Consider the following 23,621-nt stretch of genomic DNA (forward strand, 5'->3'; position numbering starts at 1 on the left):
TAAAGTAAGGAGATTAAGAATGCTATCAAAAAATAATTACAAGGAAAGATTACGAAAGATGGAACAAAAGAAAGAGCGTTTCTCCATTCGTAAGTTTTCAGTTGGAGCTGCTTCAGTGCTAATTGGCTTCTTCTTCATGGGAGTGGGATCACAAACTACTGTTCATGCTGATACCGTAACTCCACAAGTTGAAACTGCTAAGTCAAATGAAAATACTGCAAAAGCAGAAGCTGAAACTACTGATGAAGCAAAAGCACCAGCTTCTCAAGCAGTTGAAGCTACTTCAAGTGCAGCAAGTGATGTTGCAAGTAGTCAAGCATCAAGTTCAGCAAGTAGTGCTGCACCAGCAAGTGAAACTTCAGTAAAGAATTCAGAAGCTAAGAAAGAAACTACAAATACTGTTTCAGTAAAAGACTTAGAAAGTAATAGTGCTGCAGCTAAAGAATTAACTGCAAGTAAAGCTGTTACTAGTTCAGCTGCAACCAGTTCTGCAGCTACACATGCAAATGGAACTGGTGGATACACAGAATATGGAATTACTGTACCTTCAGTTACTGAGCCAGAAGCAAGTGAATTCTGGAAAGAATTTAATCAATTAGTTCAACCAATGTCAAAGGAAGATTTGGCAAAGTTGGGCTTAGATGAGAATACTTATTATGAATCTGCAACTAATAAAACTAAATGGCATGCTGTTAGTTGGTTAAGCTCACAGAATTCAGAAGGAAATAATGTTGAATTAGGAACATTTTTATACCACAATCCAGATGGTTCAATTGGTATGGCTGGTCAGGAAGGAACCTGGATAAGCGATATTGTAAGGGAATTTCTGTTAAATAGTGATAATATTGGTCCTTCAGCTACGCAACCTTTATTCTTAGTTCCAATTGTAGATGCTGATATGATTTATGTCCATCAGGGCAGTACATTAACTTATGAAGATATCAAGAAAGCACTTGCTTCTAAGAGTGAAAACCTTACCGGTTTGGTTTCAGGTGATTGGGTAACTGATCAACAAGCACAAGGTGTAAAAGTAGTTGATACATCTGTCTTAGGTACCCAAACTGGGGCTGCGCGTTTAGAGTATAAGAACGGTACCCAAACTTCAGTTTCTATTCCTGTAACTGTAATTGGGCCTGAAGGTAAAGAGGTTGTAAACGTAGATCAAGGTGACCCAGCGCCAAGTGCAGCCAGTGTAATTACTAATGACCAACAAGTTCAAACATACTTCCCAGGAACTACTTACTCATGGAAAGAAGTTCCTAAGACTGATGTTCCAGGAACATTTGATGCAACTGTTGTAGCTAATTGGCCTGATGGACAAAAGACAGATGTAAATACCAAAATCGTTGTTAAACAAATGTACCAAGTTGTCGATGATAATAAGACTGTAACTCGTACAATTGTTGACAATGTTCCTAAGCAAACCCCTGTTACCGTAGTACAAAAAGTTAACTTAACTCGTAAAGTTACTGAAGATATGAGTGGTAAGCAACTTTCAGCTACTGATTGGGAACCAGTTGGTTCTAATAGCTGGGACGAATATACCCCTCAAGCAGTTGAAGGTTATACTCCAAATCCTGCTAAGGTAGCCAGTGAAGTTGTAACTGGTGATACTGAAGATACTAAGGTAGTTATTAACTATACTGCTAATACATTAACTCAAGATATTAACTATGTAGATCGTACAACCAATAATACAATCAGTAAGCAAACTGTAACTGGTAAAGCTGATAGCGATGTAGCCTTTACTGCTGAAATTCCAGCTGGTTGGGTAGCAGATCAAGAAGTTCCTACAACTATTAGTTTCGGTACTTCAGATCCAACTCCAATGACTATTTACATTAAGCATGGAACTGAAGCAATAACAGATCCAGCTGATACTACTAAGAAAGTAACTAGAACAGTTAACTATCTTGATCCAGTAACTAATGTTGTTCGTCCATTAGCTACTCAAGAAGCAACTTTAACTAGAACTGGTGAAAAAGACTTAGTCACTGGAGAAGTAACTTACAGTGATTGGTCAACTAGCAGCTTTGATGAGGTTAACGCACCAGCAGTTGCAGGATATACAGTAACAAATCCAAAGGCTGCTCCTGCTGTAGAAGTAACTGGTAATACTCAAAATTCAGTTGTAACTTTCACTTATACTGCAAATGAGCAAACTCAAGTAGTTAAGTTTGTCGATAACGATAATCACAATAATGTAGTTAGTCAATATGATGTAGATGGTAAGACTGGTGAAACTGTTGGCTTAAATATTGAAAGCCATGTACCAACCAATTGGGTAATTGCTAATCCAGAAACAATTCCAACTAATGTAACCTTCGGTCCTAATGGTAATGAACCAATTACTGTTTATGTAAAACATGGTACTGAAGCAATAACAGATCCAGCTGACACTACTAAGGTTATTACTAGAACAATTAATTACCTTTTACCAAATGACAAAAATCCAGAAGATTTGACTGTTCAAAAAGTAACTTTAACTAGAACTGGTGAAAAGGACTTAGTCACTGGAAAAGTAATTTATAGTGATTGGTCAACTGGTAGCTTTGATCAAGTTAACGCACCAAGCCTTCAAGGTTACTACATTACAAGTTCAGCTGTAGCACCAGCAATGACCGTAACTAGTGATACACCAGATTCAACTGTGACATTTGTATATGCTGCTTCATGGCATAACCAAGTAATTAGCTACGTAAACAAAAAGACTAACGAGCTTGTTTCAACTGATGTTGTTACTGGTAGAACAGGTTCAACAGTTCAATTTACACCACAAGTTCCAGCTGGTTGGGAATTAAGTGGTGGTCAAAGTATTCCAAGTAGTATTACCTTTGGCACAACTGATCCAAAGACAATTACTGTTTACATTCAACACCAAACTAAGGCTATTGATTTTGGTACTACTAAGAATGTAACTCGTACTATTTATACTCAAATTGCTGGTCAATCACCAATGCTAGCTAGCGTTCAAAGTGTAAGTTTGACTAGAACAGCAACTCAAGATTTAGTAACTGGCGAAATTACTTATGGTGATTGGAATACTGCTAACTTTGATAAAGTAGCTGCTCCAGTAATTGCAGGTTACACTGTAACTAACCCAGATGCAGCACCAGCAATGACTGTAACTGGTACTACTCCAAATTCAACTGTTATTTTCAACTATAATTCAAATGAACAAGATCAAAAGATTGAATTTGTAAATAACGCAGATCACAATGATATTGTAGATAGTTATGATGTAACTGGTAAGACTGGTGAAACTGTAAATGCAGATGTCCAAAGTCATGTACCAACAAACTGGGTAATTACTCCAAACCAAACTATTCCTGCTACTGTAACTTTTGGTACTAGTGGAAATGCTCCAATTGTAGTTTATGTACAACATGGTACTAAGGAAATTACTAACGATCAAACTTCAAAGACTATTACTAGAACTATTAACTTAGTAAATCCAACTAACGGGGCGACTGAAAATGTTGCAACCCAAAGTGTAACTTTGACTAGACCAGCCACTCAAGATTTAGTAACTGGTGAAATTACTTATGGCGATTGGACTTCATCAAACTTTGGTGCTGTTAATGCTCCAGAAATTGCGGGCTATTACCCAGTTGGTACTCAAAGTGCTCCAGCAATGACTGTAACAGCTGATACTCAAAACTCAACAGTAACCTTTACTTACGCAGCAGCATGGCATAACCAAGCAATTAATTTTGTAGATAATACTACTAAGAATACTATTGATGGTTATGAAGTAACTGGTAAGACTGGTGAAACTGTGAATGCCAACGTTGAAAGCCATGTACCAACAAACTGGGTAATTACTCCAAACCAAGCTGTTCCTACTACTATAACTTTTGGTACAACAAACCCAGCTCCAATTACAGTTTATGTACAACATGGTACTAAGGAAATTACCAACGACCAAACTTCAAAGACTGTTACTAGAACTGTAAATGTCGCTAACCCTACAACTGGTAAGACTGAACAATATACTGTTCAAACTGCCAACTTAAGTAGAACAGCAACTCAAGACTTAGTAACTGGTGAAATTACTTATGGTAACTGGAACTCAACTAGTTTCAAGGCTGTAGCTGCTCCTTCAATTGCAGGCTACACTGTAACCAATCCAAATGCAGCACCAGCAATGACTGTAACTGGCACTACTCCAAATTCAACAGTAACCTTTACTTATACTGCAGATTCACATAGTCAAGTCATTAACTTTGTAGATAATACTAATAAGACCACAGTTGTTGGTAGTTACGATGTAACTGGTAAGACTGGTGAAACTGTAAGTACTGGTGTTGAAAGCCATGTACCAACAAACTGGGTAATTGTTCCAGGAAGTGAGATAACAACTCAAGTAACATTTGGTTCAACTAACCCAGCTCCAATCACAGTTTATGTACAACACGGTACTAAGGAAATTACTAACGCTCAAACTTCAAAGACTGTTACTAGAACTGTAAATATTGCTAACCCTACAACTGGTAAGACTGAACAATATACTGTTCAAACTGCTCACTTGAGTAGAACAGCAACTGAGGACTTAGTAACTGGTGAAATTACTTACGGTGACTGGAATACTACTAACTTTGATAAAGTAGCTGCTCCAGAAATTGCAGGCTACACTGTAACTAACCCAGATGCAGCCCCAGCAATGACTGTAACTGGTACTACTGCAAGTTCAACAGTAACTTTCACTTATACTGCAGATGCTCAACATGCAACAATTGAATATGTAAATGCTGATGATCAAAGCCAAGTTGTCAAGACTGATACTGTTAACGGTAAGACGGGAGAAACTGTATCTTATAAGGCACAAGCTCCAGAAGGCTGGGTAATTGTTGGAAATCAACAGGTACCAACTCAATTTACTTTTGGTTCTACTCAAATGCCTGTAACTAAGATTTTGGTAAAACAATTGCAAAGCTACAAGTATTCAGTTTCAACTGATACCACCTTTACTACTCACGTGGGTGCAACTACTGATACTCCATCATTAAATCCAGCAAATGCAAACTTTAACTGGACTGATAAGAATGGTAATCCAATTGCTGCTCCAACTGGTTACAAGGTAAGCTGGAAACAAGCTCCTTCAACTTCATCTATTACTGAAGAAAGTGGTATTTTACAAATTACTTATAGTGATGGTACTACCACAGATGTTAAGGTTCCTGTAACTGTTAAGGGTGCTACTGCTATTAACGGTAATAAGGTTTACCAAGGTGAAGCTGCTCCTGAAGCTAGATTAGCTGTTAATACTAGAGAAATTTCTGACTTTAGACTTGATTCAATTACTTGGGAACAAGCACCTGATACAAGTGTTGCAGGTGCCGAAATCCCAGGTGTTGTAAGTGTAAACTATGCTGATGGAACTCACCAATTAGTAAATGTAACCATTGATGTAATTGGTGTAGAAAAGGGTATTGACCACAAAGACGATAAAATCTTATACAAAGTAATTCGAGTAGCAACTCAGGTTTCTGGAACTGGTAGTCAAGGTGATGTAAACTATGAAGATGCTTATACTAGAAACAAATTAACCGATTATGCCTATCCAGTGGGTAATCCTAAACGTGTAACTTACACTAAATGGACAAAAGTGACTAATTAAAGGTTAACTTCTAAGAAGACAAGCAAAATTACTTGTCTTCTTTTTAGTAGAAAGTATAAAAATAGGTATATATTTATAAAAAGTATTTTATGTAATGAGGTTAAATTTAAGTTGAAAGTATTATTTTAATTGAGTAAAAAATACCTATTTTTTATTTTTTTAATAACAAATACGTTGTGAATTTAATTAGCTAAAGATACTATAGAAAATTAAGAATTTCAACAACAAAAGTTACTAATAGTTAAAATATAGCTTAAAAATTTGTTATTTAATAATATGACAATTTAATTAAAATAGCTTCATCTAAAATGGGCATTTGTTATTTAATTTTAAGATTTTTTATTGAAAAAATATAGGCAATTAACTATAATTATTTCATGTGATTAAGGAATTAAATAACAAAAATATAAAGAGGAGAAGAGTAGATGTTATCAAAAAATAATTACAAGGAAAGATTACGAAAGATGGAACAAAAGAAAGAACGTTTCTCCATTCGTAAGTTTTCAGTTGGAGCTGCTTCAGTGTTAATTGGCTTCTTCTTCATGGGAGTGGGATCACAAACTACTGTTCATGCTGATACCGTAACTCCACAAGTTGAAACTGCTAAGTCAAATGAAAATACTGCAAAAGCAGAAGCTGAAACTACTGATGAAGCAAAAGCACCAGCTTCTCAAGCAGTTGAAGCTACTTCAAGTGCAGCAAGTGATGTTGCAAGTAGTCAAGCATCAAGTTCAGCAAGTAGTGCTGCACCAGCAAGTGAAACTTCAGTAAAGAATTCAGAAGCTAAGAAAGAAACTACAAATACTGTTTCAGTAAAAGACTTAGAAAGTAATAGTGCTGCAGCTAAAGAATTAACTGTAAGTAAAGCTGTTACTAGTTCAGCTGCAACCAGTTCTGCAGCTACACATGCAAATGGAACTGGTGGATACACAGAATATGGAATTACTGTACCTTCAGTTACTGAGCCAGAAGCAAGTGAATTCTGGAAAGAATTTAATCAATTAGCTCAACCAATGTCAAAGGAAGATTTGGCAAAGTTGGGCTTAGATGAGAATACTTATTATGAATCTGCAACTAATAAAACTAAATGGCATGCTGTTAGTTGGTTAAGCTCACAGAATTCAGAAGGAAATAATGTTGAATTAGGAACATTTTTATACCACAATCCAGATGGTTCAATTGGTATGGCTGGTCAGAAAGAAAGCTGGATAGGCAAGATTGTAGAGGAATTTCTGTTAAATAGTGATAATATTGGTAATTTACCAGTTAAGCAACATTTATTCTTAGTCCCAATTATTTCAGGAACTTCAACTATTTATATAAATAAAGGTACTGCATTAACATATGAAGATATAAAACGCGCATTAGCTTCAAATTCTGAAAATATTACTGGATTAGTTTCAGGAAATTGGGTAACTGATGAACAAGGGGCTGGAGTAAAAGTAGTAGATATAAATACGCCAGGACTCCAAGAAGGTGCTGTTCGTTTAACCTATGTAAATGGTACTAAGACTTCTGCATCAATTAATGTTGATGTCGTAGATTTGCAAGGAGACACTACCTACGTTAATGTAGATAGTCCAGTTCCAGAAGCTGATTCAGTTATTAGCGGTCAACCAGCAAATTCTACGAATATCAAGTGGCTTACTAAGCCAGATTTGAGTAAAGCTGGAGTAACTACAGGAACTGTTCAAGTTACTTATCCAGACAGTACTACTGGTAGTGCTACAGTAATCTTTAATGTTGAAGATCCAAAGAGTAAAGATATTACGGTTCATGTGGGTCAAGATATAACTCCAGATGATGTGGTAGTTCCAGGAACTTATCCTGCAGCTTCTAAAATTACTTGGGTAACTGAGCCAAATACTGATATTGCTGGAAAACAAAATGTTAGTGTTGTAGTAACTTATCCAAATAATGTTTCTTCTCATGAAATTCCAGCAGTAGTTACTGTAATTGCTCCAACAGGAAAAGACATTACTACACCAAATGGTAAAGTTCCATCAGCAGAACAAGGAATTGGTAATGTACCAGATATGCCAGCAGGAACTACATACACTTGGAAAGAAACCCCAGAAGTTAAGACTCCAGGTAAGAAACCAGCTGTTGTTGTGGTAACTTTCCCAGATAGTAAGACAGTAGATGTTCCAGTAACTGTAACAGTAGAAGATCCAATTCCAACAGGAAAAGACATTACTACACCAAATGGCAAAGTTCCATCAGCAGAACAAGGAATTGGTAATGTGCCAGATATGCCAGCAGGAACTAAATACAATTGGAAAGAAACCCCAGAAGTTAAGACTCCAGGTAACAAGCCAGCTGTTGTTGTAGTAACCTTCCCAGATGGAAAGACAGTAGATGTTCCAGTAACTGTAACAGTAGAAGATCCAATTCCAACAGGAAAAGACATTACTACACCAAATGGCAAAGTTCCATCAGCAGAACAAGGAATTGGTAATGTGCCAGATATGCCAGCAGGAACTAAATACAATTGGAAAGAAACCCCAGAAGTTAAGACTCCAGGTAATAAGCCAGCTGTAGTTGTAGTAACTTTCCCAGATGGAAAGACAGTAGATGTTCCAGTAACTGTAACAGTAGAAGATCCAATTCCAACAGGAAAAGACATTACTACACCAAATGGTAAAGTTCCATCAGCAGAGCAAGGAATTGGTAATGTACCAGACATGCCAGCAGGAACTAAGTACACTTGGAAAGAAACCCCAGAAGTTAAGACTCCAGGTAACAAGCCAGCTGTTGTTGTAGTAACTTTCCCAGATGGAAAGACAGTAGATGTTCCAGTAACTGTAACAGTAGAAGATCCAATTCCAACAGGAAAAGACATTACTACACCAAATGGCAAAGTTCCATCAGCAGAACAAGGAATTGGTAATGTGCCAGATATGCCAGCAGGAACTAAATACAATTGGAAAGAAACCCCAGAAGTTAAGACTCCAGGTAACAAGCCAGCTGTTGTTGTAGTAACCTTCCCAGATGGAAAGACAGTAGATGTTCCAGTAACTGTAACAGTAGAAGATCCAATTCCAACAGGAAAAGACATTACTACACCAAATGGCAAAGTTCCATCAGCAGAACAAGGAATTGGTAATGTGCCAGATATGCCAGCAGGAACTAAATACAATTGGAAAGAAACCCCAGAAGTTAAGACTCCAGGTAATAAGCCAGCTGTAGTTGTAGTAACTTTCCCAGATGGAAAGACAGTAGATGTTCCAGTAACTGTAACAGTAGAAGATCCAATTCCAACAGGAAAAGACATTACTACACCAAATGGTAAAGTTCCATCAGCAGAGCAAGGAATTGGTAATGTACCAGACATGCCAGCAGGAACTAAGTACACTTGGAAAGAAACCCCAGAAGTTAAGACTCCAGGTAACAAGCCAGCTGTTGTTGTAGTAACTTTCCCAGATGGAAAGACAGTAGATGTTCCAGTAACTGTAACAGTAGAAGATCCAATTCCACAAGGTCAAGATATTCACACTCCACAAGGTGTAGTACCAGACCCATCTAAGGGAATTAGTAATGTGCCAGACATGCCAGCAGGAACTAAATACACTTGGAAAGATACTCCAGATGTAACTACTCCAGGTAACAAGCCAGGTGTTGTTGTAGTAACCTTCCCAGATGGTAAGACAGTGGATGTACCAGTCACAGTAGTTGTTAATACTCCAGAAACTCCAGTAGTTCCACAACCTACTGAAACTGATCCAACTCCACAAGGTCAAGATATTCACACTCCACAAGGTGTAGTACCAGACCCATCTAAGGGAATCAGCAATGTGCCAGACATGCCAGCAGGTACTAAATACACTTGGAAAGATACTCCAGATGTAACTACTCCAGGTAACAAGCCAGGTGTTGTTGTAGTAACCTTCCCAGACGGTAAGACAGTTGATGTACCAGTAACTGTAATTGTTGATACTCCAAACACTCCAGAAACTCCAGTAGCTCCAAAAGCTACAGAACCAAAACCACAAGGTCAAGATATTCACACTCCACAAGGTGTAGTACCAGATCCATCTAAGGGAATCAGCAATATACCAGACATGCCAGCAGGTACTAAGTACACTTGGAAAGATACTCCAGATGTAACTACTCCAGGTAATAAGCCAGCAGTTGTTGTAGTAACTTTCCCAGATGGTAAGACTGTAGAAGTTCCAGTAACTGTAGTTGTTGAACCAAAAGAAGAAGTTGCTCCAGTTCATCCAGCTGATGTACCTACTTCTAATGGTGGTTCAAGTTCTGTAAGACCAATTAGTGAAAACACTAAGGAAGTTGTTGCTCCTGTAAAGAGTACCCAAATTCCAACAAGATCTTCAAAGAAGACTACAAATTACATTAATGCTCATTCAAAGGCATTACCACAAACAGGTGCTAAGGAAAGCACTGCAGCTATGTTAGGTGTAATTATTGCTACTATTGGTGCAATGATGGGACTAGCTGCAGAAAAGAAACGTAGAAATTAATTCCTTTCTTCATATAATTCTTACACTCTCACTTAATTTCTAGTTTCTTGAAAGAGTCTGCTTAAAAGCAGGCTCTTTTTATTTCTTTAAAATAACAAAATCGTAAAAATATTTAAACTTAAAAATTTTTATTTTTTTAGCTACTAATTTTATAAAGTTAAATCCTAATAATAGTAATAATTTATAGGGTGAATTTTTAATAACAAAAATATAAGTGATAAAAAAGGTTAAATAAAATAAAAAAATAGTATAATATACTATGTAAATGTAGAGAATTGTTATAAATAATATTACCCACTGACACTACGTTAAGGGATAAGGACAATTCATTGGTAATGTTGTTATAGGAAAGTCCTGTGGACCTTTTCTATAAAGGAGGATTTAAATGCTATCAAAAAAGAATTACCAAGAGAAACTACGTAAAATGGAACAAAAGAAAGAACGTTTCTCAATTCGTAAGTTTTCTGTTGGAGCTGCTTCAGTTTTAATTGGATTCTTTTTCATGGGTGCTGGTACTCAATCTGTAGTGCATGCAGATGTTGCTACAAAAGTACAAGCTGAAAACGTGTCTAGTTCTAATGACCAAGAAACTAAGCCAGCAACCAGTGAAGCTGCAATTCAATCAAGTAATAAAGAAAATGAATCACTAGCTTCTAGTTCAGCTACTTCACAAGCAAGCAGTGCTGCTTCAGATGCAGAATCAATCTCTGCCTCATCAGCTGCTTCTCAAGAAGCTACTAGCGAAAAAAGCACTCACTCTCAAGCAAGTGAGAGTGTAAAGAGTAGTGCAGATAAGAAAGAGACTGTACAAAGTAGTTCAGCTGCTAAAGAAGATAAGCAAAAGTTGACATCAGTAGCTTCTGCAGAATCTACAACACCAGCTAGCTCATCAGTTGCTGTTAATACTAGTGCAGCTTCTATTAGTTCAGCAGCAAGTTCTGCAAATAATGCAAATAAGGAAGAAAAAGCAGCAAGTAGTGCAGCTAATTTACAAGTTCAACCTATTGCAAATTCTGATGTAAATTCAGTTCAACCAGTTACTTCTCAAGCACTTAATAACTTGAAGACTGCTAACATGGCTAATGAACTTAAATCATTAGTGGCTCAAGGTGCAGCTGTCGGTAAAAACGACAAGGGTACTTATGCAATGTTAGATGCTACTCAAGCTACTGATCCAACTGTAAATAGTCAAGATGTTTCTGACTGGGCTAGTTTTATTGGCGCATTAAATGATGCTAATGTTGGTGTGATTAACGTTACTAAGGACATTACTGTAACTGGTAAAACTGCTAACTTAGGTGGACAAGCTTTAGGTTACAATGGTTGTTTAACTTTACCTACTACTAATAATGCTCGTAAAGTTACTATTACCAGTGCTGATAACAGCACAATTGACTTTGGTCACTACAGCTTAATGTTCCAAAACAGTAACCAAAAGAATGGTAACGGTTGGGATATTACTCTTGATAACCTTACTCTTAAAGGTGTTGAAAAAGATGGTAGTGGTGAAACTGCTTCTGCTGCGCCAACTCTCTACGGTCTCCTTTCATTTGAAGACGTTAGTGGTGCTAATCAAAAGAAGGATACAGTTACTTTACATGATGTAACTGCTACTACTACCAATCGTCCAATCGTTGAAGGTGCTTCTAAAGATAATCACTCAAATGAATACTACACTTTAAAATTAAGTGGTAATAACAACATTACTGCATCGTTCAATGACCATACAGCTGGTGATACGCTTGGAGTAAGTGGTTCAGCTTTAGATGCTGGTTATGTAAGTGTTGAAGATGGCACTACCACTATTAATGTAGGTTCTACATGGGACGCCATGAATAACTATGGTGCTGATGCTATCCGTAGTTCACAATTTGATGTTAGTGATAACGACGGCAATGTTACTAAATACAGTGTTGATGTTAAGCAAGGTGCTACTGTAAATATTACTGGCACTGGCTATGCTAAAGGTATTTTTGAAGCTGATGGTCAACACGGTTCAGTTAACATTGATGGTACTGTAAACATGAACATGGGTACCGGTCGCTCATTAGCTATTTTTGGTGGTAACTTAAATATCGGTAAGACTGGTTCTGTTGACATTACTACCCAACAAGCTTCTGATGGTGGGAAAGACCTTAACAGTTTTAAAGGTGGCCAATATGGTGTTATTTCAATTGGTCAAGGTAACCCAGCAACTACTGGTAATGCCGCAGCCATGAACGCCATTAATGATAATGGTTCACTTAAGATTGTTCGTACTTCTACTAAGAAAACTTTAACTCCACTTATTGCTTTGGGTTCAGGTTCATCATTACATGATGGTGACTTCAGAGTTAATGTTAATAATGGTGCAAAGCTTGACTTACAAGATGGTGCTAACCAATACGATTTAGGGATGATTTATGTATCAGGTGCTGGTACTAAGTCCTCATTCAACGTTACTAACCCAGGTTACGTTAACTTACAAAGATTAAACAATCCACTTCCATCAGTTGGTGGTCAATTAGTTTACCTTGAAGGTAACCCACAAGAATTTATTACTAATGCGCCAATTGCTGAATGGCAAGCTGGTAATATGACTAATAGCCCAAGTTTCACTTGGATGGTTGATAAGTTAGATACCATGAACAACTGGGGAACTAATGCTGGTACTGGATTTACCCCTGCAGGTAAGACTACAACTCAAAGTGGAAAAGGTGTGCCAACACTTTTAACTTCAAATGCTACTGTTGTAATGAGTTCTAACCAAGGTGGTGGCCAATATAACGGTGCCCAAGTTGCTAATAGTTCTACCAACCAAGGTACAGTTATTAACAACAATGTTCACTTGAATTCATTATTGAACAACTTTAGTTACGCAACCCCTCAACGTTTAGCAATGGGTACTGAGTTAGTAGCTAAGGATTCTCCAATCAAGTCAAAAGATAGTGATTTGTATGATCCAGAAGTTCAAACTATCGACGGTACTACTGACCAAACTTTAGCTGACTTAAATGCACGCGATGGTATTAAGGGTCTTTTGAAGGCTGATTTAGTTGAAAAGGGTGGTATTACTACTTTATCTGGTACACCAATTTCTGATGCTGAAGCAAATGATTTGATTGGTAGCGTTGATTGGTACAATGCAAGTACTGATGCTGCTGACTGGAATGCCAATATGCTTGATAATAATGGTGCAGCTGAAGCTCAACCAACTAACCCAACTGGTAAGTTAAAGACCACTGATAAATCAGCATGGGCTAAGTTAACTTACAAAGACGGTTCAGTTGACTTTGTTGATATTCCATTGAATATTACTAAACCTCAAGCTGATCAATACGAACCTGCATACCCAGCTGTAGCAGGCTTAAATGATAAGGATCAAACTACTACACCAACATTTAAGGATGCTGACGGTAACGCAACTACTGCTCCCGCAGATACTACTTATGCCTTTACAAATCCTGATAATGTACCAACTGGTGTAACTATTGATAGTTCTACTGGTACAATTACTGTTCCAGCAGGTACTACTCCAGGTGCTTATACTATTCCAGTTACTGTAACTTACCCTGATAAGAGTACTGATGATACTAACGCAAGTGTAACTGTAGATGCTATGCCAGAAGTACAACCAATTGCTGTAAGTGATGGTAAGGTTCCAGATGCTTCAACTGGTATTAAGAACTACGATGCAACAGGTAAAGCAGGTTACCCTTCAAAAGTTGAATGGACTACTACTCCAACTATTGATCCATCAAACCCAGGTACTACTCCTTATGAAGCAACTGTAACTTACCCAGATGGCACTACCACTACTACTAAGATTCCTGTAACTGTAGTTGGTGCCAAAGAAGACGGCGACCATACTACTGTTTACGGTCCAATGAGTATGACTACTTTCAATGGTGATCCCGCTAATACTCACAAGACCACTGATGGTTCTGCCACTGTAACTCCAAGTAAATTTAATTCAATTGTTGTTCAAAGCGACTACAACTATGATACTGGTGTTTACGGTAAGTCTAAGACCTACAACTTGAGTAGTGATGGTACAACTTATGTCAACGCAGATGATCCAAGTGATACTTTTGCAGCTGACACTATTAGCTATGCATGGCTTCCAGACTACACTCCTAACACTAATGTTGACCAATTCAAGAATGCTGATGGTCAAGTAGTTGTTGGCGATACTTTAGCTAACGATCCAATTGAAAAAAATACTACTGGTTACTTGGTAGGTAATTCAAGATATCGTGCAAATAGTACTCTTAGTGGGGATGCCTTAACTAAGTTATTGATTCCTGCTTCAGTTGCTACTACTTGGCACAACCAATTCATTAACTTCTATGCAGCAACTCCAGTTACTGGTTTAACTGCTATTCACAATGAAGATGCTTCAATTCCTGCTGCAACTAGTGCAGTTGATGAATCACAATTAACTGCAGCTCATAATGCTGCTGTTTCATCAACCGAATGGCAAACTAAGCCTGATATCTCTAAGGTTGGCGATACTACCGGTACTGTAAGAATTAACTTTACTGATGGTACTCACCTTGATGTTGATGTACCAATTAAGGTAACCGACAACGATGCTGATACTTATGTACCTTCATACCCAGATACGGCGGGCTTAAATGATAAGCCACAAACTATCACTCCAGTAGTTAAGGACGACAAGGGTAACACTGCAAGTGTTCCAACTGGTACTACTTATACCTTTACTAACCCTGATGAAGTTCCAACTGGTGTAACTATTGATTCAACCACTGGTACTATTACTGTTCCAGCAGGTACCACTCCAGGTGCTTACAACATTCCGGTTACAGTAACTTACCCAGATGGCAACACTGATACTCCAACTGCTAGTGTAACTGTTGATGCTGTTCCAGAGGTACAACCAATTACTGTAAGTGATGGTAAGGTTCCAGATGCTACAACTGGTATCAAGAACTACGATCCAACTGGTAAAGCAGGCTACCCTTCAAAGGTTGAATGGACTACTACTCCAGTAATCGATCCAACTAAGCCAGGTACTACTGATTACACTGTTAGAGTAACCTACCCAGATGGCAACACTACTACTGCTACTGTGCCAGTAACTGTAACTAATGATGCACAAATTTATACACCAAAGGGACAAGACTTTACTGTATACCAAACTGCAGTGCCAGGTGCTGCTGAAGGTATTGCAAATGCAAGCGAGCTACCAGATGGTACTACTTACACTTGGAAGACAGCACCAGATACTATTAATCCAGCAGGCTTGGAAGGTACTGAAAACTACGGAAAATCAACAGTAGTTCCAGCAGTAGTAACAGTAAATTATCCAGATGGCAGCAGTACTGATGTTCCAATTAATGTGACTGTAAAGTCAAACAAGTTAACAGTTCAAAGACATCTTGTATACACAATTCCATCGGGACCAAATAAGGGACAAAAAGTAGATACTGTTCCACTTTCTCAAGCAACAAGTATTACTTTGGCACCAGGTAGATATGAGTACAATGCAGCCGGCATACCAGAGCCAATTTTCAACTCAAATTCAACTTGGGGTACTGGCACAATTATTAATATGCCAGCACCATACTTTAAGGGATATACTGCCAATCCACAAATGGTGCCAACGCTAAATATTGGTGGTGAAAATATAACTGCAGAGGTTCCTACTGAGGTTTACCAAGAAATAACTTATACTGCAAATACTCAGACTGGTAAGATTTCTTATGTGGATAGCACGGGTACAGAAATTGGTTCAACACCACTTACTGGTAAGACTGATGAACCTGTAGCTATTAATCCTGTGGCACCAGAGAACTGGAAGATTGTTCCAGGACAAGATATTCCAACTTCAGTAACTGCTACTGATAGTGGTATCCCAACTGTTACTGTGAAGATTGAACATGCTACTAAGGATGTAACTGATGATCCAAGTCAAGCAGACAAGGTAGTTAAGACCGTTACAAGAACTATTGATGTAAATGTAGCTGGCAAGACTAGTGAATACACTACTCAATCAGTAACTCTTCACAGAACTGCAACCGAAGACTTAGTAACTAAGCAAGTAACTTACGGTGACTGGAACACTGAAGGAGCTAAGTTCGATGCCGTAACAGCTCCAGCAGAAGCAGGTTACACAGTTCAAAACCCAGACGCAGCTCCAGAAGTAGCAGTAACTGGTGATACAGGTGACTCAACTGTAACCTTTAACTATGATGCAAATAGTCACAACCAAGTAATTAACTACGTTGGCCCAGATGGTACAGTTGTTAAGACCTACGATGTAACAGGTAAGACTGGTGAAACTGTTGATACTAACATCCAAACTAACTTACCAGATGGTTGGGTAATCACTGATCCAAAGGTAACTACACAAGTAACCTTCGGTGCAGATGATCCAACTCCAATTACTGTAAACATCAAGCACGGTACTAAGGATGTAACTGACGATCCAAGTCAAGCAGACAAGGTAAAGAAGACAGTTACTAGAACAATTGATCTTAATATTGCTGGCAAGACTTCAACTTACACTACCCAATCAGTAACTCTCCACAGAACTGCAACTGAAGACTTAGTAACTAAGGAAGTAAGTTACGGTAACTGGAATACTGAAGGAGCTAAGTTTGACGCAGTAACAGCTCCAGCAGAAGCAGGTTACACTGTTCAAAACCCAAATGCCGCACCAGAAGTAGCTGTAACCGGTGATACAGTAGATTCAACAGTAACCTTCAACTACGATGCAAATAGTCATACTCAAGTAATCAACTACGTGGGTCCAGATGGCACAGTTGTTAAGACATACGATGTAGTCGGTAAGACAGGTGAAACTGTAGATACGAACATCCAAAGTAATGTTCCAGATGGTTGGGTAATCACAGATCCAAAGGTAACAAGTCAAATTACCTTCGGAACAGATGATCCAACTCCAATTACTGTAAACATCAAGCATGGTACTAAGGATGTAACTGATGATCCAAGTCAAGCAGACAAGGTAGTTAAGACCGTTACAAGAACTATTGATGTAAATGTAGCTGGCAAGACTAGTGAATACACTACTCAAACTGTAACTCTTCACAGAACTGCAACTGAAGACTTAGTAACTAAGGAAGTAACTTATGGTCCATGGAACACTGAAGGAGCTAAGTTTGAAGCTGTAACTGCTCCAGCAGAAGCAGGTTACACTGTTCAAAACCCAGACGCAGCACCAGAAGTAGCAGTAACTGGTGAAACAGCAGACTCAACAGTAACCTTCAACTACGATGCAAATAGTCATACTCAAGTAATTAACTACGTAGGTCCAGATGGCACAGTAGTTAAGACTTACGATGTCACAGGTAAGACAGGCGAAACTGTTGATACTAATATTCAAACCAACTTACCAGAAGGTTGGGTAATCACTGATCCAAAGGTAACTACACAAGTAACCTTCGGAACAGATGATCCAGCTCCAATTAACGTGAACATCAAGCATGGTACTAAGGATGTAACTGATGATCCAAGTCAAGCAGACAAGGTAGTTAAGACCGTTACAAGAACTATTGATGTAAATGTAGCTGGCAAGACTAGTGAATACACTACTCAATCAGTAACTCTTCACAGAACTGCTACAGAAGATTTAGTAACTAAGCAAGTAACTTACGGCCCATGGAATACAGAAGGTGCTAAGTTCGATGCCGTAACTGCCCCAGCAGAAGCGGGTTACACAGTAACTAACCCAGACGCAGCTCCAGAAGTAGCAGTAACAGGTGATACAGCAGACTCAACAGTAACCTTCAACTACGATGCAAATAGTCATACTCAAGTAATTAACTACGTGGGTCCAGATGGTACAGTTGTTAAGACCTACGATGTAGCCGGTAAGACTGGTGAAACTGTAGATACTAACATCCAAAGTAATATTCCAGAAGGTTGGGTAATTACTGATCCTAAGGTAACAAGTCAAATTACCTTCGGAACAGATGATCCAGCTCCAATTAACGTGAACATCAAGCATGGTACTAAGGATGTAACTGATGATCCAAGTCAAGCAGATAAGGTAAGCAAGACAGTTACTAGAACTATTGATGTTGATGTTGCAGGTAAGACTAGTGAATACACTACTCAATCAGTAACTCTTCACAGAACTGCTACAGAAGATTTAGTAACTAAGCAAGTAACTTACGGCCCATGGAATACAGAAGGTGCTAAGTTCGACGCTGTAACTGCCCCAGCAGAAGCAGGTTACACAGTATCAAACCCAGATGCCGCACCAGAAGTAGCCGTAACCGGTGATACAGCAGATTCAACAGTAACCTTTATCTATGGTGCAGATACCCACAGCCAAGTAATCAACTACGTTGATAAGAGTGGTAAGATTATTAAGACCTATGATGTAACAGGAACCACTGGAGCAACAGTAGATACCAACATCCAAACTAATGTACCAGAAGGTTGGGTAATTACTGATAAGACAGTTCCAGGTCAAATCACATTTGGATCAAACACTCCAGCCCCAATCAATGTAACTATTGAACATGGAACTAAGGATGTAACTGATGATCCAGATCAAGCAGACAAGGTAAACAAGACTGTTACTAGAACAATTGATGTTGATGTTGCAGGTAAGACTAGTGAATACACCACTCAATCAGTAACTCTCCACAGAACAGCTACAGAAGATTTAGTAACTAAGGAAGTAACTTACGGCCCATGGAATACAGAAGGTGCTAAGTTCGACGCTGTAACTGCCCCAGCAGAAGCAGGTTACACAGTTCAAAACCCAGACGCAGCTCCAGAAGTAGCAGTAACAGGTGATACAGCAGACTCAACTGTAACCTTTAACTACGATGCAAACAGTCAAACTAGAAAGATTAACTTCGTTGATCCAGATGGTAAGACCGTTTCAACTCAAACCTTAACTGGTAAGACAGGAACCAGCGTAACTATTGGTAATGGTGAAGGTCAAACTCCGTTGAACATTCCAACAGGCTACGAAATTGTTCCAAATACTGAAGTACCAACCAAGGTTCCATTTAATGCAGATAGTAAGGATAATCCAGATATCACTGTTAAGGTTCAAGCTAAGGTTGATACTGTAGATGGACGTAACGACAAGAGTAATAGCGATGTTTACCGTCAAGTAACTAGAACTATTACCGTAAACATTGAAGGTCAAGAACCTCAAGTTAGAACTCAAACTCTTGACTTCTATAGAATTAAGTCAACTAATGAAGCAACAGGTAAGATAACTTACACTGACTGGACTTCAAACATGACAGATGGTTCAACTAGTTTCCCAGACTTTGAAATTCCAACTGCTGGTGGTTACACTAGAACAATTACTGGTGGAACAATCACTACCAAGGATGGTAAGGATTACGTAGCTTCAGTAAGTGGTTTAAGCGATGGTACACCAGTAAACAATATCAACGTAACTGTAAACTACACTAAGGCAGAACAAACAGCTACAATCCAATATGTAGATAACAATGATCATAATCATGTAGTTGGTACTCAAGAAGTACCAGGAGAAATTGGTGAAACTGTAAAGGTAAACCTTGAAGTTCCAACAAATTGGAAGCTTGTTCCAAACCAACAAGTTCCAAGTGAATTCACCTTTGGTTCAACTCCACTTAAGGACACTATTGTTTACGTTGAACATGGAACTAAGGATGTAACTCCTGACTACGAACATGATAAGAACGTAGAAACTGCTACGGCGTGGACAGTAACTGAAACTATTAATGTAACCACTCCAGATGGCAAGACTACTAAGGCAGTAGATGCATCTAAGACATTTACTAGAACAGCCACTAAGGACTTAGTAACCAATAAGGTAACTTATGGTGAATGGTCAGATAATGGTAGTTACACATTCCCAAGCTACAATGTGAAGGAAATTGCTGGATACACTCCAAGTCAAGCAAGTGTTCCTGCTCAAACAGTTAAACCGGGTGATAAAGACTTAGTCTTTAACATTACTTACAGTGCTAATAAGCAAACTAGAAAGATCAACTTTGTCGATCCATCTGGTAAGACTGTTGGTACCCAAACTTTAACTGGTAAGACAGGTACCAGCGTAACTATCGGTAATGGTGAAGGACAAACTCCATTAGAAGTACCAACCGGCTACGAAATTATTCCAAATACTCAAGTACCATCAAGTGTTGGCTTTAACGCAACTAATAACCCAGACATTACTGTTAAGGTTCAAGCTAAGGTTGATACTGATGATGGACGTAATGACAAGAGTAACAGTGATGTTTACCGTCAAGTAACTGAAACAGTTACTGTAAACATTGAAGGTCAAAAACCACAAGTTGTAACTCAAACTCTTGACTTCTACAGAATCAAGTCAACTAATGAAGCAACAGGTAAGACAACTTACACTGACTGGACTTCAAACATGACTGATGGGTCAACTAGCTTTGCACCAGTAGAAATTCCAAGTGCAGCAGGTTACACTAGAACAATTACTGGCGGCACAATCACTACCAAGGATGGTAAGGATTATGTAGCCTCAGTAAGTGGTTTGAGTGATGGTACACCAGTAAACAACATCAACGTAACTGTAAACTACGTTTACTCAGATCAAACAGCTACAATTAAGTTTGTAAACAATGCTGATCACAACGACGTTGTAAGTACCCAAGTAGTTGGTGGTAAGACTGGTCAAACAGTCCCAGTAAAACTTGAAGTACCAGCAAACTGGCAAGTAGTGGGCGGACAAGAAATCCCAAGTGAATTCACATTTGGATCAGAGCCAATTAAGGACACTATTATTTACGTTGAACATAAGACTGAAGACGTAACTAATGATCCAAATGAAAAGGATAATGTAAATAAGACTATTACTAGAACTGTTGATGTTGATGTTGCAGGTAAGACTAGTGAATACACTAAGCAAACAGTTACTCTTCAAAGAACCGCAACTAAGGACTTAGTAACTAATAAGGTAACTTACGGTGCATGGGAAACTTCTAAGTTTGATGCTGTAACTGCTCCAGCAGAACCAGGTTACACAGTAACTAACCCAGATGCTGCTCCAGCAATGGATATAACTAGTGATACTAAGAGTTCAACTGTAACCTTCATTTACAAGGCTAATGAACATTCAGTAACTATTACTTATGTTGATAATAACGGTAAGAAGGTTGATAGTTACACTGAAACTGGTACTACTGGTGAAACAGTAGACCCAGCAATTCGAGCTCACGTACCAAATGGTTACCATATTACTGATAGCTCTGTTCCAGGTTCAATTACATTTGGTTCAAATGATCCTGCACCAATTACTGTTCACGTTGAAAAGAACGTAAACCCAACAGATGCAGACAAATACACCCCAGAACCAAAGGACATCAAGACGCAAGTAGGTAAGGAACCAACTCCAGAACAAGGAATTGGCAACATTCCAAACTTGCCAAGTGGTACAACTTACACTTGGACTAACGGTGCTCCAGATGTAACTACACCAGGAACAAAGAGTACTGAAATCACAGTTCACTACCCAGATGGTTCAGAAGAAATCGTAACTACCAAGGTAATTGTTGAACAACCAGCTAAGGAACCAAGTGATGCAGATAAGTACACCCCAGAACCAAAGGACATCAAGACGCAAGTAGGTAAGGAACCAACTCCAGAACAAGGAATTGGCAACATTCCAAACTTGCCAAGTGGTACAACTTACACTTGGACCAATGGTGCTCCAGATGTAACAACCCCAGGAACTAAGAGTGTAGAAATCACAGTTCACTACCCAGATGGTACAACTGACACTGTAACTACTAAGGTAATTGTTGAAGAACCAACTAAGAACCCAAGTGATGCAGACAAGTACACTCCAGAACCAAAGGACATCAAGACACAGGTAGGTAAGGAACCAAGTCCAGAACAAGGAATTGGCAATATTCCAAGCTTACCAAGTGGTACTACATTTACTTGGACCAACGGCGCTCCAGATGTAACCACTCCAGGAACTAAGAGTACTGAAATCACAGTTCACTACCCAGACGGTACAACTGATACTGTAACTACTAAGGTTGTAGTTGAAGAACCAACTAAGAACCCAACAGATGCAGATAAGTACACTCCAGAACCAAAGGATATCAAGACACAAGTTGGTGTAACTCCAAATCCAGAAGATGGAATTGGTAACGTACCAAACTTACCAGCTGGCACAACATACACTTGGACTAATGGTAATCCAGATGTTTCAACACCAGGAACTAAGAGCGTAACTATTACAGTACGTTACCCAGATGGTTCAACTGACACTGTAACTACAAAGGTAACAGTGGAAGAACCAGCTAAGAACCCAACTGATGCAGACAAGTACACACCAGAACCAAAGGATATCACTACTCAAGTAGGCGTAGTACCAAGTGCAGAAGAAGGAATCGGTAATATTCCAAACTTACCAACTGGCACAACATACACTTGGACCAATGGTAATCCAGATGTTTCAACACCAGGAACAAAGAGTGTAGAAATTACTGTTCACTACCCAGATGGTTCAACTGACACTGTAACTACAAAGGTAACCGTAGAAGAACCAACTAAGAATCCAACTGATGCAGACAAGTACACACCAGAACCAAAGGATATTACTACTCAGGTAGGCGTAGTACCAAGTGCAGAAGAAGGAATCGGTAATATTCCAAACTTACCAACTGGCACAACATACACTTGGACCAATGGTAATCCAGATGTTTCAACACCAGGAACAAAGAGTGTCGAAATTACTGTTCACTATCCAGATGGTTCAACTGACACTGTAACTACTAAGATAACAGTAGAAGAACCAGCTTCAACTCCAAAGGAAAATCCAACAGATAATCCAAAGAATAATCCAGCGGATACTCCAAAGGAAACAGTTCATACTAAGACTCCACAAGGTACAATTCCAAATCCAACACAAGTAATCAAAGATAAGGTAAAGGTTCCTGAAGGAGCTAAAGTTACTTGGAAAGAAAAACCAGATGTCTCAACCCCAGGTACTCATCATGGTGTAATTCAAGTAATTTACCCAGATGGTACAACAAAAGATGTCGATGTAGATATCCTAGTTGCTCCAAAGGCTAATGCAACTAATGAACCAACTAACTCAACTCATAAGCATGCTACTAAGAAGAGCGAAAGCAATGTGGGACCTAAGGGAGAATATAGAAATGGATTTACTTCAAGAGCTATAGCTCCAAAGGCCAATATTACAACTGCTAAGAAGTCCATGAGTAGCAAGCAAGGAAGATTGCCACAAACTGGTTCAAAAGATAGTAGTTTAGCTGCCGTACTTGGCATTGCACTTGCCGGTATCGGATCACTCTTTGGCTTAGCTGGTAGCAAAAAGAAGCGTAAAAATTAAGCTAATTAAGTGAAATTAAATTTTTGAATAGATTTAGTTTGAGATTAAATAGATTAAAAATTTAAAACAAGCTAATTAATAAAGCTAAAAAACCAAGGCTAGAGGCCTTGGTTTTTTATTGCAAAAATAGGTAGATTTTGAATGATTTTTTGGTTAAAGTAAGAGAGGATTAATTTTTGGATAATAAGTAAGGAATGTA

General features: G+C 38.6%; 3 protein-coding genes. All 3 read left to right on the forward strand.

The genetic code is table 11. The annotated features are described in order from the left end of the window. Nucleotides 1–19 precede the first annotated feature (19 nt). Nucleotides 20–5,620 carry a mucin-binding protein gene (locus FP435_RS01655; protein ID WP_265484030.1) on the forward strand — a complete coding sequence of 1,867 codons (5,601 nt, stop codon included), beginning with the start codon at nt 20–22 and terminating at the stop codon, nt 5,618–5,620. Nucleotides 5,621–6,045: 425 nt separating this feature from the next. Then, nucleotides 6,046–10,101, forward strand: coding sequence for a Rib/alpha-like domain-containing protein (locus FP435_RS01660; protein WP_265484031.1), 4,056 nt, complete (start codon nt 6,046–6,048; stop codon nt 10,099–10,101). Between the two features lie 385 nt (nt 10,102–10,486). Beyond that, nucleotides 10,487–23,422, forward strand: a complete 12,936-nt coding sequence (locus tag FP435_RS01665) for a Rib/alpha-like domain-containing protein (RefSeq protein ID WP_265484032.1) — start codon at nt 10,487–10,489, stop codon at nt 23,420–23,422. The last annotated feature ends 199 nt before the right edge of the window (nt 23,423–23,621 follow it).

The sequence above is a fragment of the Lactobacillus sp. PV037 genome, from assembly GCF_014522345.1.
Classification (GTDB): domain Bacteria; phylum Bacillota; class Bacilli; order Lactobacillales; family Lactobacillaceae; genus Lactobacillus.

What these genes read in the sequence shown, in the direction of transcription:
- FP435_RS01660 (WP_265484031.1), top strand. Translation starts at nt 6,046, where the DNA reads ATGTTATCAAAAAATAATTACAAGGAAAGATTACGAAAGATGGAACAA.
- FP435_RS01655 (WP_265484030.1), top strand. Translation starts at nt 20, where the DNA reads ATGCTATCAAAAAATAATTACAAGGAAAGATTACGAAAGATGGAACAA.
- FP435_RS01665 (WP_265484032.1), top strand. Translation starts at nt 10,487, where the DNA reads ATGCTATCAAAAAAGAATTACCAAGAGAAACTACGTAAAATGGAACAA.